At 67.0% G+C, this 22,766-nt stretch carries 19 protein-coding genes; 14 read left to right on the top strand and 5 right to left on the bottom strand.

The genetic code is table 11. The annotated features are described in order from the left end of the window. Nucleotides 1-69 precede the first annotated feature (69 nt). From C265_RS30605 to C265_RS30590, 4 genes are all read left to right on the top strand, one after another. Nucleotides 70-990 carry a LysR substrate-binding domain-containing protein gene (locus C265_RS30605; RefSeq protein WP_010814067.1) on the top strand — a complete coding sequence of 307 codons (921 nt, stop codon included), beginning with the start codon at nt 70-72 and terminating at the stop codon, nt 988-990. Nucleotides 991-1,447: 457 nt separating this feature from the next. Continuing rightward, nucleotides 1,448-1,762, top strand: coding sequence for a FeoA family protein (locus C265_RS30600; RefSeq protein WP_035820831.1), 315 nt, complete (start codon nt 1,448-1,450; stop codon nt 1,760-1,762). Nucleotides 1,763-1,777: 15 nt separating this feature from the next. Next, entirely contained in the window at nt 1,778-3,634 is a 1,857-nt protein-coding gene (gene feoB / locus C265_RS30595) for a ferrous iron transport protein B (RefSeq protein ID WP_010814069.1), read from the top strand. Between the two features lie 14 nt (nt 3,635-3,648). Then, a complete protein-coding gene (locus C265_RS30590; protein ID WP_010814070.1) occupies nt 3,649-3,966 on the top strand; it encodes a DUF6587 family protein in 318 nt (105 codons plus the stop codon). Between the two features lie 377 nt (nt 3,967-4,343). On the opposite strand, the gene C265_RS30585 is transcribed toward C265_RS30590, so the two are convergent. Then, nucleotides 4,344-5,693 (bottom strand): hypothetical protein, encoded by a 1,350-nt coding sequence (locus C265_RS30585; RefSeq protein WP_246840269.1) that lies wholly within the window; start codon nt 5,691-5,693, stop codon nt 4,344-4,346. Between the two features lie 590 nt (nt 5,694-6,283). Between C265_RS30585 and leuA the strand changes: the two genes are divergently transcribed. Beyond that, nucleotides 6,284-7,981: a 2-isopropylmalate synthase gene (gene leuA, locus C265_RS30580; RefSeq protein WP_010814072.1), complete on the top strand. Its 1,698-nt coding sequence runs from the start codon at nt 6,284-6,286 to the stop codon at nt 7,979-7,981. A 345-nt stretch (nt 7,982-8,326) separates the two neighbouring features. Then, on the top strand, nt 8,327-8,971 hold the full coding sequence (locus tag C265_RS30575; RefSeq protein ID WP_011616341.1) for an OmpW family protein: 645 nt from the start codon (nt 8,327-8,329) through the stop codon (nt 8,969-8,971). A 63-nt stretch (nt 8,972-9,034) separates the two neighbouring features. On the opposite strand, the gene C265_RS30570 is transcribed toward C265_RS30575, so the two are convergent. Then, a complete protein-coding gene (locus C265_RS30570; RefSeq protein WP_010814074.1) occupies nt 9,035-9,928 on the bottom strand; it encodes a response regulator transcription factor in 894 nt (297 codons plus the stop codon). Then, nucleotides 9,912-13,247, bottom strand: coding sequence for a hybrid sensor histidine kinase/response regulator (locus C265_RS30565; RefSeq protein WP_010814075.1), 3,336 nt, complete (start codon nt 13,245-13,247; stop codon nt 9,912-9,914). Before C265_RS30565 ends, C265_RS30570 begins: the two co-directional genes overlap by 17 nt. 230 nt (nt 13,248-13,477) lie before the next feature. Between C265_RS30565 and urtA the strand changes: the two genes are divergently transcribed. The 7 genes from urtA to C265_RS30530 all read left to right on the top strand — a co-directional run bounded on the left by urtA (nt 13,478) and on the right by C265_RS30530 (nt 20,037). Continuing rightward, the gene (urtA, locus tag C265_RS30560) at nt 13,478-14,767 is read left to right on the top strand and encodes an urea ABC transporter substrate-binding protein (RefSeq protein ID WP_010814076.1); all 1,290 of its coding nucleotides are present in this window, start codon (nt 13,478-13,480) and stop codon (nt 14,765-14,767) included. Between the two features lie 64 nt (nt 14,768-14,831). Further along, on the top strand, nt 14,832-15,746 hold the full coding sequence (urtB, locus tag C265_RS30555) for an urea ABC transporter permease subunit UrtB (protein WP_010814077.1): 915 nt from the start codon (nt 14,832-14,834) through the stop codon (nt 15,744-15,746). A gap of 22 nt (nt 15,747-15,768) precedes the next feature. Continuing rightward, on the top strand, nt 15,769-16,905 hold the full coding sequence (gene urtC, locus C265_RS30550) for an urea ABC transporter permease subunit UrtC (RefSeq protein WP_010814078.1): 1,137 nt from the start codon (nt 15,769-15,771) through the stop codon (nt 16,903-16,905). 17 nt (nt 16,906-16,922) lie between these two features. Beyond that, on the top strand, nt 16,923-17,666 hold the full coding sequence (urtD, locus tag C265_RS30545) for an urea ABC transporter ATP-binding protein UrtD (RefSeq protein ID WP_010814079.1): 744 nt from the start codon (nt 16,923-16,925) through the stop codon (nt 17,664-17,666). A gap of 32 nt (nt 17,667-17,698) precedes the next feature. Continuing rightward, entirely contained in the window at nt 17,699-18,388 is a 690-nt protein-coding gene (gene urtE, locus C265_RS30540; RefSeq protein ID WP_010814080.1) for an urea ABC transporter ATP-binding subunit UrtE, read from the top strand. Nucleotides 18,389-18,449: 61 nt separating this feature from the next. Next, the gene (gene fmdA, locus C265_RS30535) at nt 18,450-19,682 is read left to right on the top strand and encodes a formamidase (protein ID WP_010814081.1); all 1,233 of its coding nucleotides are present in this window, start codon (nt 18,450-18,452) and stop codon (nt 19,680-19,682) included. A gap of 40 nt (nt 19,683-19,722) precedes the next feature. Next, complete coding sequence (locus C265_RS30530) at nt 19,723-20,037, top strand: zinc ribbon domain-containing protein (RefSeq protein WP_010814082.1); 315 nt, start codon at nt 19,723-19,725, stop codon at nt 20,035-20,037. Between the two features lie 38 nt (nt 20,038-20,075). On the opposite strand, the gene C265_RS30525 is transcribed toward C265_RS30530, so the two are convergent. Beyond that, nucleotides 20,076-21,563, bottom strand: coding sequence for an AMP nucleosidase (locus C265_RS30525; protein ID WP_011616336.1), 1,488 nt, complete (start codon nt 21,561-21,563; stop codon nt 20,076-20,078). Between the two features lie 187 nt (nt 21,564-21,750). Between C265_RS30525 and C265_RS30520 the strand changes: the two genes are divergently transcribed. Then, complete coding sequence (locus tag C265_RS30520) at nt 21,751-22,140, top strand: GNAT family N-acetyltransferase (RefSeq protein WP_010814084.1); 390 nt, start codon at nt 21,751-21,753, stop codon at nt 22,138-22,140. A gap of 24 nt (nt 22,141-22,164) precedes the next feature. On the opposite strand, the gene C265_RS30515 is transcribed toward C265_RS30520, so the two are convergent. Next, the coding region (locus tag C265_RS30515; RefSeq protein ID WP_010814085.1) for an NADPH-dependent F420 reductase at nt 22,165-22,766 on the bottom strand (602 nt) is incomplete at its 5' end.

Below are 22,766 nucleotides of genomic sequence, written 5' to 3'. Positions count from 1 at the left end.
ATTATTGAAACCCCAAGGATTCGCGTCTAATTCTAAAATTGGCTTGATCAATATGAATTCTGTATCGCCATGGAATTCCGCCACCTGCGTTACTTCCTCGTGCTGGCCGAGGAACTGCACTTCGGGCGTGCCGCGCGCCGGCTTGCCATTTCCCAGCCGCCGCTGTCGCTCAATATCCAGCAGCTGGAGGCCTCGGTCGGGGCGCGGCTGTTCGACCGCGACAGCCGCGGCGTGCGGCTGACCGCGGCCGGACGGGCCTTCCGCGAATCGGCCACGGCGCTGCTGGCGCAGGCCGAGGCGGCGCGGGTGCTGGCACGCGAGATCGAGGCGGGCGCGATCGGGCGGCTGCGGGTGGGCTTTGTCGGCTCGATGCTGTATCGCGGCTTGCCACAGACGCTGCGCGCGTTCCAGGCGGCCTATCCCGGCATCCAGGTGGCGCTGACCGAGCTCAACTCGCAGGAGCAGATCGACGCGCTGCTGCACGACGAACTCGACGTCGCCTTTATCCACACCGGCCGCGTGCCGGACACGCTGCAGGCTACGCTGGTGCACAGCGAGCCCTTTGTCTGCTGCCTGCCGGCCGACCATGCGCTGGCCGCGCTGCCGGAGTTGCCGCTGGCGGCATTGCGCGGCAAGCCATTCGTGCTGTTCTCGCGCAAGGCCTCGCCGGACTACTACAGCCGCATCTTCGACATGTGCGCGGCGCAGGGCTTCTACCCGCAGATCCGGCATGAAGTCCGGCACTGGCTGTCGGTGGTGTCGCTGGTGTCGCAGGGAATGGGCGTGGCGGTGGTGCCGGCGGCGCTGGCGCGCTCCGGCATGGCCGGGGCCGCGTTCCGGCCACTGGCCGACGCGTCGGTGCGCTCGGAGGTCTACTGCGCGTGGAAGACGGCGCCGGACCATCCGGCGCGCGACCATTTCGTCGGCATGGTGCGGGAGATGACAGCCGCCGCCCATGGCAGCCCCAAAGAAAAAGCCACCGGTCCATAGACCGATGGCTTGTGAAGTACGCGTGGAACGGGGTGTTCAGCGTGCTTGAAGCTTAACCCTGCCCGCTTACGGCATCCAATAACGCAAATGCAGTAATTGATCGGCGCTGCAGGAGGCTGGTTGCATTCGGCTTCGCAAAGCCGAACTGCGCTGCATCAGGCTGAATTCATGCGCAGCCTTCTACACTTTTACCAGCGCCCTGCGGCACCGGTCGCGCGTGACGCCAGGCCCGGGAAATGTTGCCAAGGCCGCCCGCGCCCCCCAGCCACCCATACCCCGAACGGTTATCATTTGCCTCCTGCGGCGCAATGACGGCGGCAGCAGGCCGGCGTGCCCGCCCTTTGAGGGGCAACGCCATGCCTCAATTACGATACAATGAAAACGATTTTCATTTACACACCCCGGCGTGGTCGCGCTGACCGCTTGGCGGCAGACCGCGCCACGGACTGGAAGCATGATGCGGTTGTCTGAACTTCCACGGCGCACGCCCGCCGTTGTGCAATCGGTGGACGACGCCACCCCGGGAGACCCGGTCGCGCGCCGCCTGCGCGAACTGGGCTTCGTCCCCGGTGAAGCCGTACAGATCATCGCCTACGGCCCCTTCGGCATGGACCCGCTGGTGGCACAGGTAGGCTTCACCCGCTTTGCGCTGCGCCGCTCGGAAGCGGCACGCATCGGCGTAGAGGTCGCCAGCGCCTCGGTCACCAGCATCGCCCCCGCCACGCAGGGCGGCGACCAGACCGCCAAACCGTCCGCAAAACGGACTGCCTGAGCCTTCCCCCGGATTATGTCTGCAGCTCCTTCCACTTCCGCCCTGCGCATTGCGCTGGTCGGCAATCCCAATTGCGGCAAGACCGCACTGTTCAACCGCCTGACCGGCAGCCGCCAGAAGGTGGCCAACTATGCGGGCGTGACCGTCGAGCGCAAGGAAGGCTACTTCGTGTCGCCGGCCGGGCGCCAGGTGCGCATCCTGGACCTGCCGGGCGCCTACAGCCTGCACGCGGCCAGCCTCGATGAAGCCATCACGCGCGATGTCTGCCTGGGCAGGCGTGCCGGCGAGCAGCGCCCGGACCTGCTGGTGTCGGTGGTCGATGCGACCAACCTGCGCCTGCACCTGCGCTTCGTGCTGGAACTGCGCCGCCTGGGCCTGCCCATGGTGGTCGTGCTCAATATGAGCGACGCCGCCGCGCGGCGCGGCATCCAGATCGATCGCGACAAGCTGTCGGCCGCGCTGGGCGTGCCGGTGGTCAGCACCGTGGCGGTGAAGCGCGACGGCGCCGCGACACTGGTCAGCCTGCTTGACGACACCCTGCCGCCGGCCCCGCCGGTCACGCCGGAACCCGCCAACGACATTGACGTGCATGCCGAGGTCAACCGCCTGCTGGCGGCCGCGGTCAGCATGCCGGCGCGCACCGCCGCGCTGGATGACCGCCTCGACCGCATCGTGCTGCATCCGGTGATCGGCCTGCTGCTGCTGGCGCTGCTGCTGTTCCTGATGTTCCAGGCGGTGTTCTCGTGGGCCGAGCCGTTGATGGACGGCATCGAGGGCGGTGTGCACTGGGTCGGCGAGATGCTGGGCGCCTACCTGCCCGACGGCATGCTCAAGAGCCTGCTGGTCGACGGCCTGGTCGCAGGCCTGGGCAGCGTGGTGGTGTTCCTGCCGCAGATCCTGATCCTGTTTCTGTTCATCCTGACGCTGGAGGAATCCGGCTACCTGCCGCGCGCGGCCTTCCTGCTGGACCGCCTGATGATGGGCGCGGGGCTGTCGGGGCGCTCGTTTATCCCGTTGCTGTCCAGCTTTGCCTGCGCCATCCCCGGCATCATGGCCACGCGCACCATCCAGGACCCGCGCGACCGGCTCACCACCATCCTGGTGGCGCCGCTGATGACCTGCTCGGCACGGCTGCCGGTGTATGCGCTGCTGATCGGCGCCTTCATCCCCGAGCGCACCGTGATGGGCCTGTTCAACCTGCAGGGGCTGGTGCTGTTCGCGCTGTACGTGGCCGGCATCGTCAGCGCGCTGGTGGTGGCCTACGCGCTCAAGTTCTTCCGCCGCGACCGCACCGACCATCCGCTGCTGATGGAGCTGCCGTCGTACCGCATCCCCAATCCGCGCGATGTGGCCATCGGCCTGTGGGAGCGTGCCCGCATCTTCCTGTCGCGGGTGGGCAAGGTGATCCTGGCGCTGACGGTGCTGCTGTGGTTCCTGTCGACCTTCCCGTCCGCGCCCGTGGGCGCGACCGCGCCGGCCATCGACTACAGCTTTGCCGGCATGATCGGCCATGCGCTGCAGAAGGTGTTCGCACCGGTGGGCTTCAACTGGCAGATCTGCATTGCGCTGGTGCCGGGCCTGGCCGCGCGCGAAGTGGCCGTGGGCGCGCTGGCTACCGTCTATGCGCTGTCGGGCAGCGAAGAGACCGTGGCCACGCAGCTGGCGCCGATGATCGCCGCGCAATGGTCGCTGGCCACCGCGCTGTCGCTGCTGGCCTGGTACGTGTTCGCACCGCAGTGCATCTCCACGCTGGCAGTGATCCGGCGCGAGACCGACTCGTGGAAGGTGATGGCGCTGTCGGCGGCCTACCTGACCGGGCTGGCCTACCTGGCGGCCTTCGTGACCTACCGCGTCGCGCTGATGTTCAGCTGAGGCACCGCGCCGCCATGACCCTCTACCACGCCATCGAAACGCTGCTGGTCCCGCTGATCGTGCTGGCATGCGCGGTGTCGGTGATCGCGCGCTACGCGCCGCGCACGCGCGAGCGCGTCAAGGCGGCGCTGGCCGCGCGCCTGGGCGGCGGCGCCGCCACCGGCTGGCGTGCCCGGCTGGTGCGCTGGCTGGCCCCGAAAGCCGCAGCGGGCTGCGCCAGCGGCTGCGACGACGGCGGCTGCAATACCTGCGGATCCAACACCGCCGGCACCACCTCCGGCACGCAGGACAAGCCTGCCGAACAGGTGATTCGCTTCGTGCCCAAGCGCTGAACGGCGCGATTTCCTCCTCCACAGATCCACGCAGAAACGGGTACGCCCGCTGCTTCCGCCCGGCGCGGAGGCAGCGCTTTGCGCTCGCCTGCAGGCTGTCCAGCGGCGATAAAACGTGCCTGGAAGGGCTGGCACTTTCGCACGCAGAAACGGGTACGCTTTGCGCACTGGCTTGCCTGGTGCGCATATAGGGGACGTCCCGCAAAGGCAGGCTCAGCCTTGTCCCGACGCCTATGCTGGCCTGCCCCGGCAGCACCTGAAACGCTTGGCGCCGGTCACGCAGAAACGGGTACGCTTTGCCGGCAGCCTGCAATTTGCCCACAAAGCGAAACGCCCTCCGGATGGAGGGCGTTTCGCCAGGCGCGGGAACCTGCTGCTTACTTGACCGTACCGTAGAAGACCAGCTTCAGCGGCGTATTGTCGGCGACGGCATTACAGGTCACGGTAAGAGTGAAGTCGCCCTGCGCTGTGCCAGTGACGTTCTTCTGATGATCCGCGACGCCAGGCGACAACTCCACCGGGCCGGTGCTGGTCCACGCCCAGTTGATGCACGCGGTGTACTGCGCATCGTCGCCAAGGTGCTTCATGCGCGCGGTCACCGGGATACTCATCGGCGGCATCAGCAGCAGCGTCATCGGATCCTGGTTGTCGCCAACCAGCGCCCAGACCGGGTTCTCGGTCACCGTCAGCGTGGCGCTGCGGCGTTCGCCGAGCCTGGTGCTGACAGCCGTCACCGTCAGGCTGCTCTGGACCGGACCCTTGTCGTTGGCCAGGCTGGTGCTGACCGTGGCGTCATGCGTACCCGCCGCTTCCGATGCGGACAGCGTGGCCGAGGTCGCCGTGTAGGTCCAGGCGCCGTCGAACTCCGCGGTCACGTCCTGGCCATCGTGACGCAGCACACGCGAGGTGAAGGTTTCCGGACGGTTGCTGAAGACCTGCAGCGCATTCACCTCGCGGCCGCCCTTGGTCGTCACCACGCGATAGGCGGCGGCGCCGTTCTTCTGCACTGTCACCGCGATCAGCCCGGCAATGGCATGCCCGTCCGGTGCGGTCACCGATACCGAGACACTGGCCGTGGCCACGGCAGTGGGTGAGCTGTTGCTCGCCTTCAGCGTGGCGCTGTTCTGGCTGGCAGTGACCTGGACCGCGGAGCCGCTGCTGGACCATGCCCAGCTGTTGACGCTGGCGGACACATCGGCGCCGTTGCTGTCGACCAGCGATACCTTGACCGGCAGCTCCTGCCCGTCGCTCATCGACAGGCTGCTGTTCGGGATCGCCAGGCTGTAGCTGAGCGCCGAGGCCGGCACCACGGTGATGGTGGCGGATTGCGCGGGCAGCTGCACCGTAGTGTTGTCGGCGCCCTTGACGCTCGCCACCACCTGGACGGTGGTCGTCCCGGTTGCAATGCCCTTGACCACGGCGCTGCCCGGCGTGGTGGCACTCGGCTCCACGGTGGCAATGCCGCTGTCGGTACTGGTCCAGTTGAAGGTGGTGTTGCCGGAGACGTCGATGCCGTTGCTGTCCACTGCCAGCGCGCTGATGGTGATCGTGCGGCCGACGCCGACCTCGCCCGAGGTCACGCTCATCTTCACCGTATAGGTCAGCGGCGTGGAACCGCCTGCGTTTGGCGTAGCGGGCGTGCTCGAACCACCGCCGCCACCGCACGCTGCCAGCAGCATGGTCATGGCAGCGCCCGCCAGCCAGGATGCCCACGTTCTCAGTCTCATGATGTTCCCCCCAGTCATGTGTTTTTTCCCGCGCTACCAGCCTAGGCACAAAGGTGCCAGCGCAATACCGGCCAGAGGACTGAGGCGCAGCGCACAGAGCATGCGCGTGATTCATCCTTTCAGCGCAGCGGCACCGCCGTTCGGGCGAGGCAAACATGACCGGCAGGGTCCCGGCCGCAACCTGGCCCCAGCCGTTTGGCGCAACCCGCGCATGGCAGTCCCCCGATCGGGCCACGTTCGCACCCGGCGCTCCCCCACGCTTGACCGGGGCCGGCCTTGTCGACTAACCTTTGCCAGTCATCCGGCTCCTGCCGGATGCGCACCAACCACGAGCGGCCCCGGCCCTCCTCCTCCAGGCACGATGAACCGTTACACCAGCACACTCAGCCAGGCTGCCGATGCGTCCCGCATCGCTGCCCGCGCGCGCGTGCTGGCTGCCCTGGCATCGGGCCGCGCCCTGCGCGCTTCCTCGCTACTGCTAAGCCTATCGACCGGTTGCCGGGCCTAGTGCCCCGTGGCAGTTCGGCAGCCTTTCGCCACCGTTTCTTCCGTTTTTCCTTTACTTCCCTTAGCGAGGAAGGAGACCCCGTATGCTCAGCAATCCCGCCACCAAGTACCACCCCGCCGCCACCGTCGACATCCCTGACCGCACCTGGCCCGCCCGCACCATCACGCGCGCACCGCGCTGGATGAGCACCGACCTGCGCGACGGCAACCAGGCCCTGATCGAGCCGATGAACCCGGCGCGCAAGCTGCGCTTCTTCGAGCAGCTGGTGAAAATCGGCCTGAAGGAAATCGAAGTGGCGTTCCCCGCCGCCTCGCAGACCGATTTCGACTTCGTGCGCATGCTGATCGAGGAGCAGCGCATCCCCGACGACGTCAACATCGTGGTGCTGACGCAATCGCGCGAAGACCTGATCCGCCGCACCGTCGAGTCCGTGCGCGGCGCAGCGCGGGCCACGGTGCACCTGTACAACCCGATCGCGCCAGCCTGGCGGCGCATCGTCTTCAATGCCTCGCGTGAAGAGATCAAGGAGGTCGCGGTCTCGGGCACGCGCCTGATCAGGTCGCTGACCGATGCCATGCCTGGCACGGCATGGGCCTATGAATATTCGCCCGAGACTTTCAGCCTGGCCGAGCTCGACTTCTCGCTGGAAGTCAGCGACGCCGTCTCTGCCGCCTGGCAGGCCGGCCCGGACCGGCCCATGATCCTGAACCTGCCGACCACGGTCGAATGCAGCACGCCCAACGTGTTCGCCGACCAGGTCGAATGGATGCACCGCCGCCTGGCACGGCGCGAACACATCGCGCTGTCAGTGCACCCGCACAACGACCGCGGCACCGCGGTGGCCGCCGCGGAGCTGGCGCTGATGGCGGGCGCGGACCGCGTCGAAGGCTGCCTGTTCGGCAACGGCGAGCGCACCGGCAATGTCGACCTGGTGACGCTGGCGCTCAACCTCTATACGCAGGGCGTGGCACCCGGGCTGGACTTCTCCGATATCGACGCGGTGCGCCAGTGCGTTGAGCACTGCAACCAGCTGCCGGTGCATCCGCGCCACCCGTATGTGGGCGACCTGGTATTCACCGCGTTCTCGGGCTCGCACCAGGATGCGATCCGCAAGGGCTTTGCACAGCAGCAGCCGGACGGCATCTGGGAAGTGCCCTACCTGCCGATCGACCCGGCCGACCTGGGCCGCAGCTATGACGCGGTGATCCGCGTCAACAGCCAGTCCGGCAAGGGCGGCATGGCCTACCTGCTGGAGCAGGTGCATGGCATCTACATGCCGCGCCGCCTGCAGATCGAATTCAGCCGCGCGGTGCAGGCCATGACCGACGACACCGGGCTCGAGGCGAGTGCCGATGATCTTCATGATTTGTTCCAGCGCGAGTACCTCGCGCAGCAGACACCGCTGCGCTATGTATCGCACCAGCTGGTATCTGACAGCGGTGGCGCCACGGAGATAGAAGTGCAGATGGTGCGCGACGGCAAGCCGTGCAGCGTGCGCGGCACCGGCAACGGGCCCATCGATGCCTTCGTCAATGCGCTGGACTTGCCGGTACGCGTGATGGATTACCACGAGCATGCGATGAGCGCCGGCGCGGATGCACGCGCGGCCTGCTACGTGGAAGTGCGCGTGGGCGATTCGCCGACGGGGTTCGGCGCCGGCATCGACGCCAACCTGGTCACGGCATCGCTGCGCGCGGTGATCTCGGGCGTGAACCGGCACCTGCAGGCCGGCTTTGGCGCGGCGCAGGCCCCGCAGTCCGCCGAGGCCGCCGACGCCTGACACCGCAAGCCGCCGCAAGAAAACCGGTGTGCCCCGCCCCCACGGGGCACACCCGGAAAGACGCCCTTGCGGACGCCCACGACATGCTCGGTGCCGATCCGCACACGCTGCATGCGTGCTCGGATCTTTCGCACAGCGTAAGGGGCAGCATCGCACCGCGCCACGAATAATTCCGCATGTGTTTAGAAGCGTCGGCGCAGCTGGCACACCACGGCGCCTTCCTCGCTGTAGCGCCTGCGCGACGCAGCCAGCCCACGTTCCCTTCTACTTGTCTTGGGTCAAAGCCCAACCCGGCCTGCTCGGCCAAACTGGGTCCGGATTTGATACCAGACCAAGCAGAACCTCATGAAAACACTCTCTCTCCGCACCCGGGTCACCTGTTCCGCCATCGCCGCCTGCGCCATGCTCGGCGCCTTCGCCACCCCTGCCGCCGCCGCGGACGATGCCCAGGGCAACTGGATGGTGCGCCTGCGCGGCACCTATCTCGACATGGCCAACAGCTCCGACCCCGTCGGCGGCGTCGGCCCGTCGGACCGCATCACGGTCAACAACAAGTGGATTCCCGAGTTCGACGTCACCTACTTCTTCACGCCGAACATCGCCGCCGAACTGGTGCTGACAGTGCCGCAGAAGCAGGACGTCTACCTGGACGGCAACAAGGTCGGCACCTTCAAGCATCTGCCGCCGACGCTGCTGGTGCAGTACCACTTCATCCCCAACGGCACCTTCCGCCCGTATATCGGCGCGGGCCTGAACTTCACCCGCATCTGGGGCGCGGACATCGCCAACAACTCGCTGCAGCTCGATAGCTGGAGCGTCGGTCCCGCGCTGCAGATCGGCATGGACTACAAGCTGACCAAAAACTGGTTTCTCAACGCCGACATCAAGAAGATCTGGCTGTCGAGCGATGTGAAGGCGGGGGATGTCAAGGTATCCAAGGTGAACCTGGATCCGTGGCTGTTCAGCATGGGGGTGGGTTACCGCTTCTGATCGGGATCCGACTGGCAAGAAGGGCCGGCAACGCCGGCCCTTCTTGCATTGGCGCACGGCACGTCACGCCGTCCTCAAGTTGCGCCGGGTGGCGGCGACTGCCGCCGTTCGCGTTTCCACGCCGAGCTTCTCGTAGATGTGTTCCAGGTGCTTGTTCACCGTGCGCGGGCTCATGCCGAGGATGTCGGCGATATCGCGATTGGTCTTGCCGCGCGCCACCCAGGCCATCACCTCGGCCTCGCGCAGTGTCAGGGCCGGGCCGGCCGGGGCCAGACCGCTGCACGACAGTTCCACCACGACCACGTCGCCCGCCTCGCCTGTCAACCGGCGCAGGTGAAGACTATCAGCGCCAGTTTCCGCTTCGCTGCAGAGGCGGAACACCGCGTCGCGCAGCGCGGGAGGCAGTACCGCGCCGGCAATCGCTACCGGCCATCCCTGGGCCTGCAGCAAGGCTGACGCGCTGCCGTTTATCCACAGGAGCCGGCCGTCGATGCCGGCCGCGAGCATCGGCACCGTGCTGCCGAATACGGCCTCCCGTGCGCTGCGCGCCAGCCGTGCCTTGCCCGCATGAGACCGCACGCGCGCCACCACCTCGGCAATCGCCACCGGTTTGGTCACGTAGTCGCATGCGCCGACTTCGAAACCGCGCACGATATGACCGGTATCGCCAAGTCCGGTCATGAAGATCACCGGCAGGTCCGCGTGGCGGTCCAGCAGCGCCGTGCAGGCGGCAAAGCCGTCCATGCCCGGCATGTCCACGTCCAGCAGCACCGCATCCGGCGCGAAGGACGTCAGCGCATCCAGTGCCGCGTTGCCGTTCGCGGCGGTGTGGACCAGCATGGCTTCGCCACCCAGCGCGCGCGTCAGGAAGCCGCACGCGTCGGCATCGTCGTCGACCACCAGTACGCGGGTCTCGATCGTCGGCAACGGGCGAAAGGTGTCAGGTTCGGGATGCATGGAGCGCCTCGCCAAGTGATGCGGTCAGGGCAGTGCCATCGGTCCGCGCGAGCGCCAGCATCTGCAGTGCCCACGTGGCCACGGCGCCGCCGCCTTCCGCCAGTTCTGAAAGCTGGGCCTCCAGCGCGCGCAGCCGGCCGGTGGCGCCCAGTTGCAGCAGCTCACGCAACAGGTCCGGCGCCGGGGTGAGCGCAGGCTGCGGCTGCGTCAGCGCGCGTCGGACCATCTCGACCAGATCGCGCTCACGCACCGGCTTGCTGACGAATCCCAGATAGCCGTGCAGCGCGCGCGCTTCTTCCGTGTTTTCGTGCGCGTTGGCGGAGACGATCACCACTTGCGGCGCATTGGCTTCGGCGCGGATCTGGCGGCACAGGTCCCAACCCGATGCATCGGGCAGGTTCAGGTCGAGCAGCACCAGGTGCGGACGCCACTGGCACAGCGCCGGGAGCACGCCGGCGCCATCCCCCGCCTCATGCACGGCCAGCCCGTGCGGCGCCAGGAAGCCGCGCAGCACCGCCCGATGGGCCCTGCGGTCGTCGACGATCAGCACGCGCGCTCCCGCCGGCATTGGCGGCGCGGGCGCCCGCTGCGGGCACGTCACCGCCGCGGCCACGGTCGGGAGATAGAGCCGCACGGAGAACTCGCTGCCTTGGCCCGGTGCGCTGCGCACGCGGATGTCTCCACCCATCAGGTCTGCCAGCAGGCGCACAATGGCCAGGCCCAGGCCGATGCCTTCGCGATCGTCATGCGGCGTGGCGCGTTCAAACGGATCGAAGATGCGCGCCTGGTCTTCCGCGGCAATGCCAGGACCCGTATCGCTGACCGTGATCATTGCCAGTTCGCGCTGGTGGCGCACGGTCAGCGACACGTCGCCGTGGTCCGTAAATTTGATGGCATTGGTGACAAGGTTGATGATGATCTGGCGCAAGCGCTTGGCGTCGCCATGCACATGCGCCGGCAGCTTGCCGGTCACGCGATAGTGGAACGCCAGCCCGCGCGCCGCTGCCAGTGGCCGGAACATGCGGACGAGTTCGTCCAGCAGGTCTTCCAGCGCCACCGCATCCTGTTCCAGCCGCAGCTTGCCCGCCTCGATGCGCGACAGCTCCAGCAGGCCGTCGACAAGGCTCGACAGGTGCTCGCCGGCGCGGCCGATGGTCCGCACGTCCTCGCGGCATGCGGCGGGCAGCGCCGGCGTGCGCAGCAGCAACTGCGAGTAGCCAAGGATCGAATTGAGGCCCGCGCGCATCTCATGGCTCATGCCGGTGATGAAGCGGCTCTTGGCCAGGTTGGCCTGCTCGGCGACTTCCTTGGCGCTTTGCAGCAGCGCATCGGTACGGCGGTGGGCGTCGATTTCCTTCTGCAGCAACTGGTTCTGGCGCTCCGACTCTTCCTGCGCCACCGCCCGGCTCTCATTGGCCAGCACCAGCCACCACGCGGCCACGGCAGCAAACAGCATCAGGCCGGCGCCGATCTTCAGGAACAGGCTGGCACGGGGCGCGGCAGCCAGCACCACCGGGCCGGACAGTTGCTCCTGCGTATAGAGCAGCCACAGCAAGGTGCCGAAGGCAAACACCATCCCCGCCAGCATCAGGCCGAACTTGCCGATCCGGCGGGCCATGACTGGTGGCGTGCCGGCCGGCAGCACGCGCGTGAGCGCAGTGGCGATCTGTTCCTGTGCGCTGGCGCCCGGTTTACACCGGTCGCCGCAGCGCGCGTCGAGCGTGCAGCAGAGCGAGCAGATCGGGCCGCGATAGGCCGGGCAGGCTGCCACGTCCTCCTTCTCGAACGGATTGCGGCAGATCGCGCAACGGATCACGGCGTGGCGCCGGCCAAAATCGACCGGCGTGCGCGCAACGAAATAGCGGCTGTGCGTGGCGATGGCGATCAACGGTGGCAACACGATCGCCAGCAGAAGTCCCACACCAACCGACGCCGGTCGCAGTGTGTCGCCAAACACCCCCAGGTGGACCAGCATCGACAAGGCCGAGGCCAGCATCATCGCGCCGAAGCCGGCCGGATTGATATCGAACAGGTAGGCGCGCCGGAACTCGATGTCCTTGGGAGAAAGCCCGAGCGGCTTGCTGATGACGAGGTCGCCACAGATCGCGCCGACCCACGCAACGGCCAGGTGGGCATAAAGCGCCAGTACCTGCTCCATGGCCTCGAACACGCCCATCACCATCAGCATTACGGCGATCAGCACATTGAACGCCAGCCACACCACACGGCCCGGGTGACTGTGCGTGAGCCGCGCGAACACGTTCGACCACGCCAGCGAGCCCGCATAGGCATTGGTGATATTGATCTTGGTCTGCGAGATGAGGACAAACAGTCCCGTCAGCACCACCGCGACCCATCCCGGCCAGCTCCCGCCGAGTCCGTGTGCAAAGCCAGCCAGGTACATCTGAGTGGGCTCCAGCGCATGGGCAATCGGCAGTTCCGACTGCAGCACCACAAAGGCGAGGAACGCACCCCCTGCCATCTTCGCTGCTCCCGGCACGATCCAGCCCGGGCCGGCCGCGATCAGCGCGCTCCACCAGCGCACGCGGTTGCGCTGCGTCAGCGGCGGCATGAAGCGCAGGAAGTCCACCTGCTCGCCGATCTGAGCGATCAGCGCAGCCGCCACGGTGGCCGCGGCCCCGAATGCCTGCCACGAGAAGCCATCGCCATCGGCCAGCCGGCCGTTCAGGGACAGGAATTCCGCATAGCGGTGCGGCTCGCGCCAGAGGATCAGTGCGTAGGGCAGCACCAGCAGTGCCAGCCACACCGGCTGCGTCCACAGCTGGATGCGCGACAGCAGCGTCACGCCATGGGTGACCAGCGGGATGACGACAATGGCCGACAACAGGTAGCCGACAGGCCGTGGCAGGCCGAACAGCAGCTCGAAGGCCTGCGCCATGATGGCGGCCTCGAGCGCGAAGAAGATGAAGGTAAAGCTCGCATAGATCAGCGAAGTGATCGTCGAACCCAGGTAGCCGAAGCCGGCACCGCGCGCCAGCAAGTCTATGTCGAGTCCGTGGCGGGCCGCGTAGTAGGAAATCGGCAGGCCGGTCAGGAAAATCACCAGGCTTGCCGCGCCGATGGCCCACATCGCGTTGGTAAAGCCGTAGCTCAGCGTGATGGCGGCGCCGATGGCCTCTAGCGCGAGGAAAGCAACTGCACCAAAAGCGGTATTGGCCACGCGGAAGGCGCTCCATTTTCGGAACGACTTTGGTGCAAAGCGCAGGGCGTAGTCCTCAAGGGTCTCGTCGGCCACCCAGCGGTTGTAGTCGCGCCGGATCTTGCTGATGCGCTGGACTGGCTGGCTGGCGCTCGACATGGTTGGAAGGGGCCGGGGGCACCTGGCAGGGAGTGATGCCGCGCTGACGCAAGAGCCATGCCGTGAGGCGACATGCCATTGCCGGTTGCGAAGGCCGCCGCCACACTCTCCCCCGCGTACGTTGAATGACGTATGGCCGCCAGTGTGGCGACGCAGCATGATCGGCCCGCAGGAGTGCTTTGACCAAGACGGATCAGCCAATCTCACCTCGCCTCCAAGGAGCGTCGATCATGCGTGACAAAGACAGTAGCGGTTCCCCTTCCACACCCGACGGCGGCGCGGTCTCGCTGCCGCGCCGTCGCCTGATGCAGGGACTGGCCGCCCTGCCCGCGCTGCCGCTGGCCGGCATGGCGGCGCCGGCCCATGGCGCCAGCCTGCCCACCGCCACGGTCAATACCACCAGGCTGGCCGTGACCGATACCGAAGTCACCGTCGGCCAGCTGCACTCGGCCACGGGCACCATGGCAATTTCGGAAACCGGCTCGATCCAGGCCGAACAACTTGCCATCGACCAGATCAACGCGGCGGGCGGCATCCTGGGCCGCAAGGTCCGGGTGATCAAGGAGGACGGCGCCTCCGACTGGCCGACCTTTGCCGAGAAATCGCGCAAGCTCCTCGTCAATGACCGCGTCGCGGCCGTGTTCGGCTGCTGGACTTCAGCCTCGCGCAAGGCGGTGCTTCCGGTCTTCGAGAAAGAGAACGGCCTGCTCTACTACCCCACGTTCTACGAGGGGCTTGAGCAATCCAAGAACGTGATCTACACGGGCCAGGAGGCCACGCAGCAGATCATCTGGGGGCTGGACTGGGCCGCGAAGCAGAAGAACGCCAAAAGCTTCTTCCTGATCGGCTCCGATTACATCTGGCCGCGCACGTCGAACAAGATCGCGCGCAAGCATATCGAGAACTTCCTGAAGCTGAAGGTGGTGGGCGAGGAATACTACCCGCTGGGGCATACCAACTTCAACTCGCTGATCAACAAGATCAAGGTGGCCAGGCCGGACTGCATCTACGCGATCGTGGTGGGCGGCTCCAACGTGGCCTTCTACAAGCAGTTGAAGGCTGCCGGCATCACCGCCGACAAGCAGTTCCTGCTGACCATCTCGGTCACGGAGGACGAAGTGCTCGGCATCGGCGGCGAGAACATCGCCGGCTTCTATGCCGCCATGAAGTACTTCCAGTCGCTGAACAACGCCAACAACAAGCAGTTCGTCGATGCCTTCAAGGCCAGATACGGCGGCAAGGCCGTGATCGGCGACGTCACCCAGGCCGCGTACCTGGGCCCGTGGCTGTGGAAGGCCGCCGTCGAGAAGGCCGGCAGCTTCGATATCGACAAGGTCGTGGCGGCGTCGCCCGGCATCGAGCTGAAAACCGCGCCGGAAGGCTACGTCAAGGTCGACACCAACCATCACCTGTGGAGCAGGACGCGGGTGGGCCTGGCGCAGCTTGACGGCCAGTTCAAGGTGGTGGCCGAATCTCCGCAGCTGATTCCGCCCAACCCGTTCCCGAAGGGCTACCAGTAAGCGCTTTGCCGTACCGGCGCCGGCAGGCGCCTTCCTGATCCGATGACCGCCGGAGCCGTCTTCCATGAATCTGTCCGACATGCTGAACATTGCCCTGATGCAGGGCTTTGCCGGGCTGAGCCTGTTCTCGGTGCTGCTGCTGATGGCGCTGGGCCTGGCCATCATCTTCGGCCAGATGGGTGTCATCAACATGGCCCATGGCGAGTTCATGGCCATCGGCGCCTACACCATCTTCCTGGCATCCACCACGGTCGAGCGCCTGGCGCCGGCGTGGATGCCCCATTACTTCCCCGTGGCCATTTGCGCCGCGTTTGCCATTGCCTTCAGTGCCGGCTGGCTGGCCGAATGGGCGCTGATCCGGCACCTCTACAAGCGGCCGCTGGATACGCTGCTGGCCACCTGGGGGCTGTCGCTCGGCATGCAGCAGGCATTCCGTTCGACCTTCGGCCCCAAGGAAGTCAGCCCGACGCTGCCCGACTGGCTGATGGGTTCGTGGGCGCCTGCCCCCGGCCTCGATATCCCGATCAACGGCCTGTTCGTGATGGCGCTGACGCTGTGCGTGGCCGGGCTGGTCTGGCTGGCGCTGTACCGCTCGCGCTGGGGGCTGCGCGTGCGCGCCACCACCGCCAACCGGGCCATGGCCAACGCCGCCGGCATCAACACGCGCCGCACCGACCGGCTGACGTTTGCCATCGGCTGCGGCATCGCCGGCGTGGCTGGCGCGGCCTTCACGACGATCGGCTCCACGGGACCGACCAGCGGCTCGCTCTACCTCGTCGACGCCTTCCTCGTGGTCACGTTCGGCGGCGCAGCCAGCCTCGCCGGCACGGTGGCGTCGGCCTTCGGCATCGCGCAGACGCAGTCGATCACGGAATTCTTCATGACGGGGTCAATGGCACGCGTGCTGACGCTGCTGCTGATCGTAACGATCCTGATGATCCGCCCGCAAGGCCTGTTCGCCCCGGCGGTGCGTCGCTGAACCATTGCCAAGGAGCCCGACGATGTGCCCTTCGAAATCCATCCTGCCCCTGCTGCAGCGGCTGCGCGCCGGCGGCGAATGGGCCGGCTACGCACTGCTTGCGCTGGTGCTGCTGGTGGCCATGCCGCTGGCGCTGGACGTGTTCCGCCTGAACCTGGTCGGCAAGTATCTCAGCTACGCCTTCGTGGCCGTGGGCCTGGTCATGCTGTGGGGCTACGGCGGCGTGCTGAGCCTCGGGCAAGGCGTGTTCTTCGGCCTCGGCGGCTACGCCATGGCCATGTTCCTGAAGCTCGAAGCATCCGACCCCAGGAGCACGGCGATCCAGTCCACGCCGGGCATTCCCGACTTCATGGACTGGAACCAGCTGAGCGCGCTGCCGTGGTGGTGGGAGCCGTTCCGGCACCTGCCGTTCGCGATGGCCGGCGTGGTCGCGATCCCGGTGCTGCTGGCCTTCGTAGTCAGCTTCGCCATGTTCCGGCGTCGCGTCAGCGGGGTCTACTTCGCGATCATCACCCAGGCGGTGGCGCTGATCCTGTCGGTGCTGATCATCGGCCAGCAAGGCTATACCGGCGGCGTCAATGGCATTACCGACCTCAAGACGATGCTCGGCTGGGACATCCGCACGGACAGCGCCAGGCTCAATCTCTACTTCGTCAACGTGGCTCTGCTGTTCGGCGCCGTCGCCCTGTGCCGCTGGATCCAGCGCAGCAAGCTTGGCGTGCTGCTGCTGGCCATGCGCGACAAAGAGGATCGCGTGCGCTTCTCCGGCTACGACGTGGCGATGTTCAAGGTGTTCGTGTTCTGCCTGGCCGCCGCGCTTTCCGCCATCGGCGGCGCCATGTTCACGCTGCAGGTCGGCTTCATGTCGCCATCGTTCGTCGGCATCGTGCCGTCGATCGAAATGGTGATCTTCGCGGCCGTGGGCGGGCGCATGAGCCTGGTGGGCGCGGTCTGGGGCACCTTGCTGGTCAATGCCGGCAAGACCTATTTCTCCGAGAGTTTCCCGGACCTCTGGCTGTTCCTGATGGCGGCGCTGTTCATCGGCGTGGTGGTGGCCTTCCCTGACGGGCTGGCCGGCCTCTACCGCAAGTACCTGGCGCGCCGGCGTGCCGACGATCCGCCCGCGCCGGCCGAGCGCATCCCGGCCACGACGGCCTGACCCGCGAGGCAGACACCATGAGCAATACCGACTTCATGCTGGCAGTGGAAGATCTGACGGTCTCGTTCGATGGCTTCAAGGCCATCGACAACCTCACGCTCTATGTCGACCGCAACGAGCTGCGCGTGATCATCGGCCCGAACGGTGCCGGCAAGACCACGCTGCTGGACCTGGTGTGCGGCAAGACCCGCGCCAGCGGCGGCAGCATCAAGTTTGCCAACCGCGAGCTGACGGGCCTGCCCGAGTACCAGATCGTACGCGCCGGTGTAGGCCGCAAGTTCCAGACGCCATCGATCTACGAGAACCTGAGTGTGTTCCAGAACCTGGCGGTGTCGTTCCCGCGCGGACGCGGCGTGCTGGGCGCCCTGGCTTTTCGCGCCACCGTCGAGGTCCGCCAGCGCGTGGCCGAGGTGGCCGCGGAGATTGGCCTGGCCGATGCGCTGGAGCACGAGGCCGCGCAACTGTCGCATGGCCAGAAGCAGTGGCTGGAGATCGGCATGCTGCTGATGCAAGAGCCCAGGTTGCTGATGCTTGACGAGCCGATTGCCGGCATGAGCGTGCGCGAGCGCGAACAGACCGCCGAACTGCTCAAACGCGTCAGCAAGGGCCGCGCCGTGATCGTCATCGAGCACGACATGGACTTCGTCAAGCAGATCGCCGACAAGGTCACCGTGATGCACCAGGGAAAGATCCTGGCCGAGGGTTCGATGACCCAGGTGCAGAACGACCCGCGCGTGATCGACGTCTACCTGGGCCATTGACGCGGCCACCTGCTACCGACGGAGAATCTCACATGCTCACAGTCGACAACGTGGTCGTGAACTATGGCCAGAGCGAGGCACTGCACGGCGTTTCGTTTGCCGCCGCGCAGGGCGAAACGGTGGCCATCATGGGCCGCAACGGCATGGGCAAGACCACGCTGTTCAAGGCGATGATCGGCATGCTGCCGGTGCGCTCGGGCCAGGTCTACATCGATGGCAGGGATGTCGCCCGCGACGAGAGCTATCGCCGCGTGCGCGCGGGCCTGGGCTATGTGCCGCAGGGGCGCATGATCTTCTCGCACCTGAGCGTCGAGGAAAACATCCTCACCGGCATGGCGCAGGGAAAGCGCCGGCGCATCCCCGAGGAGATCTTCGCGATGTTCCCGGTGCTGTTCGACATGCGCCGGCGCAAGGGCGGCAACCTGTCCGGCGGCCAGCAGCAGCAGCTGGCGATCGCGCGGGCGCTGGTGGCCGATCCCAAGGTGCTGCTGCTCGACGAGCCCACCGAAGGCATCCAGCCGTCGATCATCAAGGACATCGCCCGCGCGCTGGACGAGATCCGCCGCACGCGCGACATCACGATCGTGTTTTCCGAGCAGGTGCTGAGCTTTGCGCTGGACGTGGCAGACCGGCTGCTGGTCATCGAAGGCGGCCGCTTCGTACACGAGACGCAGCGCAACAGCACGGATGTGGACCACATCCGGCAACTGCTGTCGGTCTGAACCGGTTTCAACTCCCCCATCCCCGATCCCCCACCCCCTTTTCCACCCAGGAGGCAACGTCATGACGGACACCCTGATCAAGGTCGATCTGGCCGAATCGCCGTACGAGAACCCCAACGTCCACAACCGCTGGCACCCGGACATCCCGATGGCCTGCTGGGTCAAGCCGGGCGACGACTTTATCCTCGAAACCTACGACTGGACCGGCGGCTTCATCAAGAACAACGATTCGGCCGACGATGTGCGCGACATCGATTTGTCGATCGTCCATTTCCTGTCCGGTCCAGTAGGCGTGGAAGGCGCCGAACCCGGCGACCTGCTGGTGGTGGATCTGCTGGACATCGGCGCCAGGCCGGAAAGCCAGTGGGGCTTCAACGGCTTCTTTTCGAAGCAGAACGGCGGCGGCTTCCTGACCGACCACTTTCCGCAGGCGCAGAAGTCGATCTGGGACTTCCACGGGCTCTACACCTCGTCGCGCCATATCCCCGGCGTGAGCTTTGCCGGGCTGATCCACCCGGGGCTGATCGGCTGCCTGCCGGACCAGGCCATGCTGGAGACGTGGAACAAACGCGAGATGGATTTCATCGCCACCGATCCCGGGCGCGTGCCCCCCCTGGCCAATCCGCCGTTTGCCGCCACCGCGCACATGGGCAGGCTGCAAGGCGATGCGCGCGCCCAGGCTGCCGCGGCCGGCGCGCGCACGGTGCCGCCGCGCGAGCATGGCGGCAACTGCGACATCAAGGACCTGTCACGCGGTGCCAAGGTCTACTTCCCCGTCTATGTGGACGGCGCGGGCCTGTCCGTGGGCGACCTGCATTTCTCGCAGGGCGATGGCGAGATCACGTTCTGCGGCGCCATCGAAATGGCCGGCTGGGTGCATATGCGCGTGTCGCTGATCAAGGGCGGCATGGCCAAGTACGGCATCCGCAATCCGATCTTCAAGCCCAGCCCGATCACGCCGAGCTACAACGACTACCTGATCTTCGAAGGGATCTCCGTCGATGAGTCAGGCAAGCAACATTACCTGGATGTGCACGTGGCCTACCGGCAGGCATGCCTGAACGCGATCGAATACCTGAGCAGGTTCGGCTACTCGCGGGCCCAGGCCTATTCGATCCTCGGCACAGCGCCGGTTCAGGGGCATATCAGTGGCGTGGTGGATATTCCCAATGCCTGCGCCACGCTGTGGCTGCCGACGCAGATCTTCGATTTCGATATCCGGCCCAACGCCAGCGGGCCGGTGAAGATGATCCAGGGCGGCGTGGACCTGCCCCTTTCCCCCGACCTGGCCTAGCCTGGAAGGTGGTTGTCGTGATCCCACTGGCGGAGATGCAATGCCCACCTACGACTATCGGTGTGAAGATTGTGGCGATTTCGCGGTGATGCGGCCAATGTCGCGGCGCGACGAAGCCGCGGCCTGCCCGCAATGCGGCGCGCTGGCAGCGCGCGCGCTGGTGGCCGCACCGGCGCTGGCCAGCATGGCGAGGTCGGCGCGCGCGGCGCATGCGGTCAATGAGCGCAGCGCGGCCGAGCCCAGGTCATCGTCGGCGCATGGCGCCGGGTGTGGCTGCTGCGGCCCGGTCCGGCTGGCCGGGCGCACGGACGCGGCCAAGGCCCCCGGGGGGCGGCCCTGGATGATCAGCCACTGAGCGGAAGTTGCCTTTTGCGGCTGCCGGGAGCGGGGCGACTAGCGGAACGCCGGCTCGTCGAAACTGCGCAGCTTGCGCGAATGCAGCTGCTCCACCCCGTTCTCACGCAGGATGCGGATCGCCTCCAGCCCGATGGTCATATGCTGGCTGACACGCTGGCGATAGAAGGCGTTGGCCATGCCGCGCAGCTTGAGCTCGCCATGCAGCGGCTTGTCCGACACGCATAGCAAGGTGCCATAGGGCACGCGCAGCCGGAAGCCGTTGGCCGCCACCGCCGCGCTTTCCATATCGATGGCAATCGCGCGCGACTGGTTGAAGCGCGCATACAGCGACTTGGACTTGAGTTCCCAGTTGCGGTCGTCGGTCGAGACCACCGTGCCGGTGCGCATGCGGGTCTTCATCTCGTTGCCGGACAGCCCGGTCACGCGCGCAACGGCCTCCTGCAAGGCCACCTGGATCTCGGCGATTGGCGGCACCGGCACCCACGGCGGCAAGTCGTGGTCGAGCACGTGGTCGTCGCGCACATAGGCGTGCGCCAGCACGTAGTCGCCGAGCTGCTGCGAGCGGCGCAAGCCGCCGCAGTGGCCCACCATCAGCCAGCAATGCGGGCGCAGCACGGCCAGGTGGTCCGTCATGGTCTTGGCGTTGGACGGTCCCACGCCGATATTGACCAGCGTCACCCCCAGCTTGTCTTCGCGCACCAGGTGATAGGCCGGCATCTGCGGCAGCGCGCGCGGGCGCGAGGCGTCGTCGGGTTCCGCGCCGCCCAGTTCCTGCATCACGTCGCCGGGTTCGACAAAGCGGGTGTAGCCGCCGCCGTCGCTGCTGGCCATCAGGCCCCGGCCCAGCTCGACAAACTCGTCGACATAGCGCTGGTAGTTGGTGAACAGCACGAAGCGCTGGAAATGCTGCGGTGCCGTGCCGGTGTAGTGGTACAGCCGCTGCAGGGCCAGGTCCACGCGCTCGGCCGGGAACAGCGACAGCGGCCAGGCCTCGCCCGGGATCGGCTCATAGGTGCCATTGGCGATGCCGTCGTCGATGCGGCTCAGCTCGGGCAGCACGAACGATGCCTCCAGCTCGCGCGCCTGGGTGTAGCTGATGTCGGTGGTCGAAGCCTCGATCACGAACGGCAGCGGGATCGGGCGCCGGCTCAGCCCTACCACCACAGGCACGCGGTGATAGCGCATCAGCCGCTCGATCTGGTCGCGGTAGTAGTCCGCCAGCAGGTCGGGGCGGGTCACGGTGGTGCCATACACGCCCGGGTAGGCCACCGTGCCCCATGACGGCCGGCTGTCGGTGACCATGGTCTCGATATTGACCGAGATGCCCAGGTACGGATAGCACGCATGCGCGGCCGAGGGCAGCGGCTTGCCGCTGGCGAAGGCATCGAAGCGCGCGCGCACGGCGCCGACAGAAGCTTCGTAGATGTCGCGGATGCGCGCGATCGCCGCATCCGCGTCGGTGAACTCGGCAAGCTGATCGGCCGGATGTGCGGAGGAAAAGACGGGGGCGTTCATGGAGGCCATGATACCGCGCCGGCGCGCCGGCGTGAGCAGCACCCGACCCCGCCGGAAGCCAAATTGACGCGCCCGCGCCCGCTCGCTACACTCCGCCAATTGCGCGGCACGGGTTCCCGTGCCGTTCTCGACTCGCGGCGCCCCTCGTGGCAGGGGGCGGCGAGGGGCCGTACACGCTTTACTGGGAGAGCCGCCGATGGAAATCCGTAACCTGTTGCCTGACGACATCGAGGCAGCCAGACAACTACTGATCGCCAACGGCTGGGCCCACCGGGTGGGCGGCCCGGAGAAATTCGCACGGCTGGTGGCCAACTCCCAACGGGTGGTCGTGGCGGTGGAGCACGGCGAGATCGTCGGCTTTGCCCGCGCACTGTGCGACGACGTCTGCGACGGCTTCCTGTCGATGGTTGCCGTCGCGCCCAGCCACCGCCGGCGCGGCATCGGCCGCGCCCTGGTGCGGCACATCGTGGGCAACGACCCCGACATCACCTGGATGCTGCGCGCGGCGCGTTCCTCCGAAGCCGCATTCTTCGGCCAGCTCGGCTTTACGCCGTCGATGGTGGCAATGGAGCGGCGCCGGCCCTGATGCGCCAGCGCGCCCGGCGCAGCGTCAGCGGGCGCCCATCTTGCGCCGGAACTCTTCGGCCGTACCCACCTGCCGGAACAGCGGCCCGCCCGGTGCGAAGCGATCCGCGCTCGCCAGCGGCCCCACCACCACCGGTTCGAATCCCGCATCGCGCACCAGCTGCGCGGCCACATCGAGCGCGGCCTTGTCGTCGCCGGCAATGGGCACCGCCACCAGGCCGCCCGCCCGGTGGTGCTCGCTGGCAAACTGTGCCGCCCCCATGAAGTTGAAGGCCCGCACCACGCGCGCGCCGCGCAGGTAGCGCGCGGTGGTGATGCCGATGCCGTCACGCCTGGCCTCCTCGGTGATCGGGCCATCGCGGTGCTCATAGGCATTGGTGGCATCGAGCACGATCTTGCCGCGCCAGGCATCGGCATGGTCGCGGCTGAGCTGCGGCAGCGCGCCGTAGGGCGTGGCCAGGAACAGCACGTCAGAGAACGCAATCGCCTCGGCCACGGTGCCGGCGCGCGCCAGCGTACCCAATTCTTCCACCAGCGGCTTGAGTGCCTCCGGGTGCCGCGACGAGAACAGGACCGGGTGTCCGGCCTTGACCCACAGCCCGCCCACCGTGCCGCCGATGCGGCCCG

The sequence above is a fragment of the Cupriavidus sp. GA3-3 genome, assembly GCF_000389805.1.
Taxonomy (GTDB): Bacteria; Pseudomonadota; Gammaproteobacteria; order Burkholderiales; family Burkholderiaceae; genus Cupriavidus; species Cupriavidus necator_D.
Note: the sequence above shows the minus strand (reverse complement) of the source record. Positions and strands in the feature narration are given on the sequence as shown.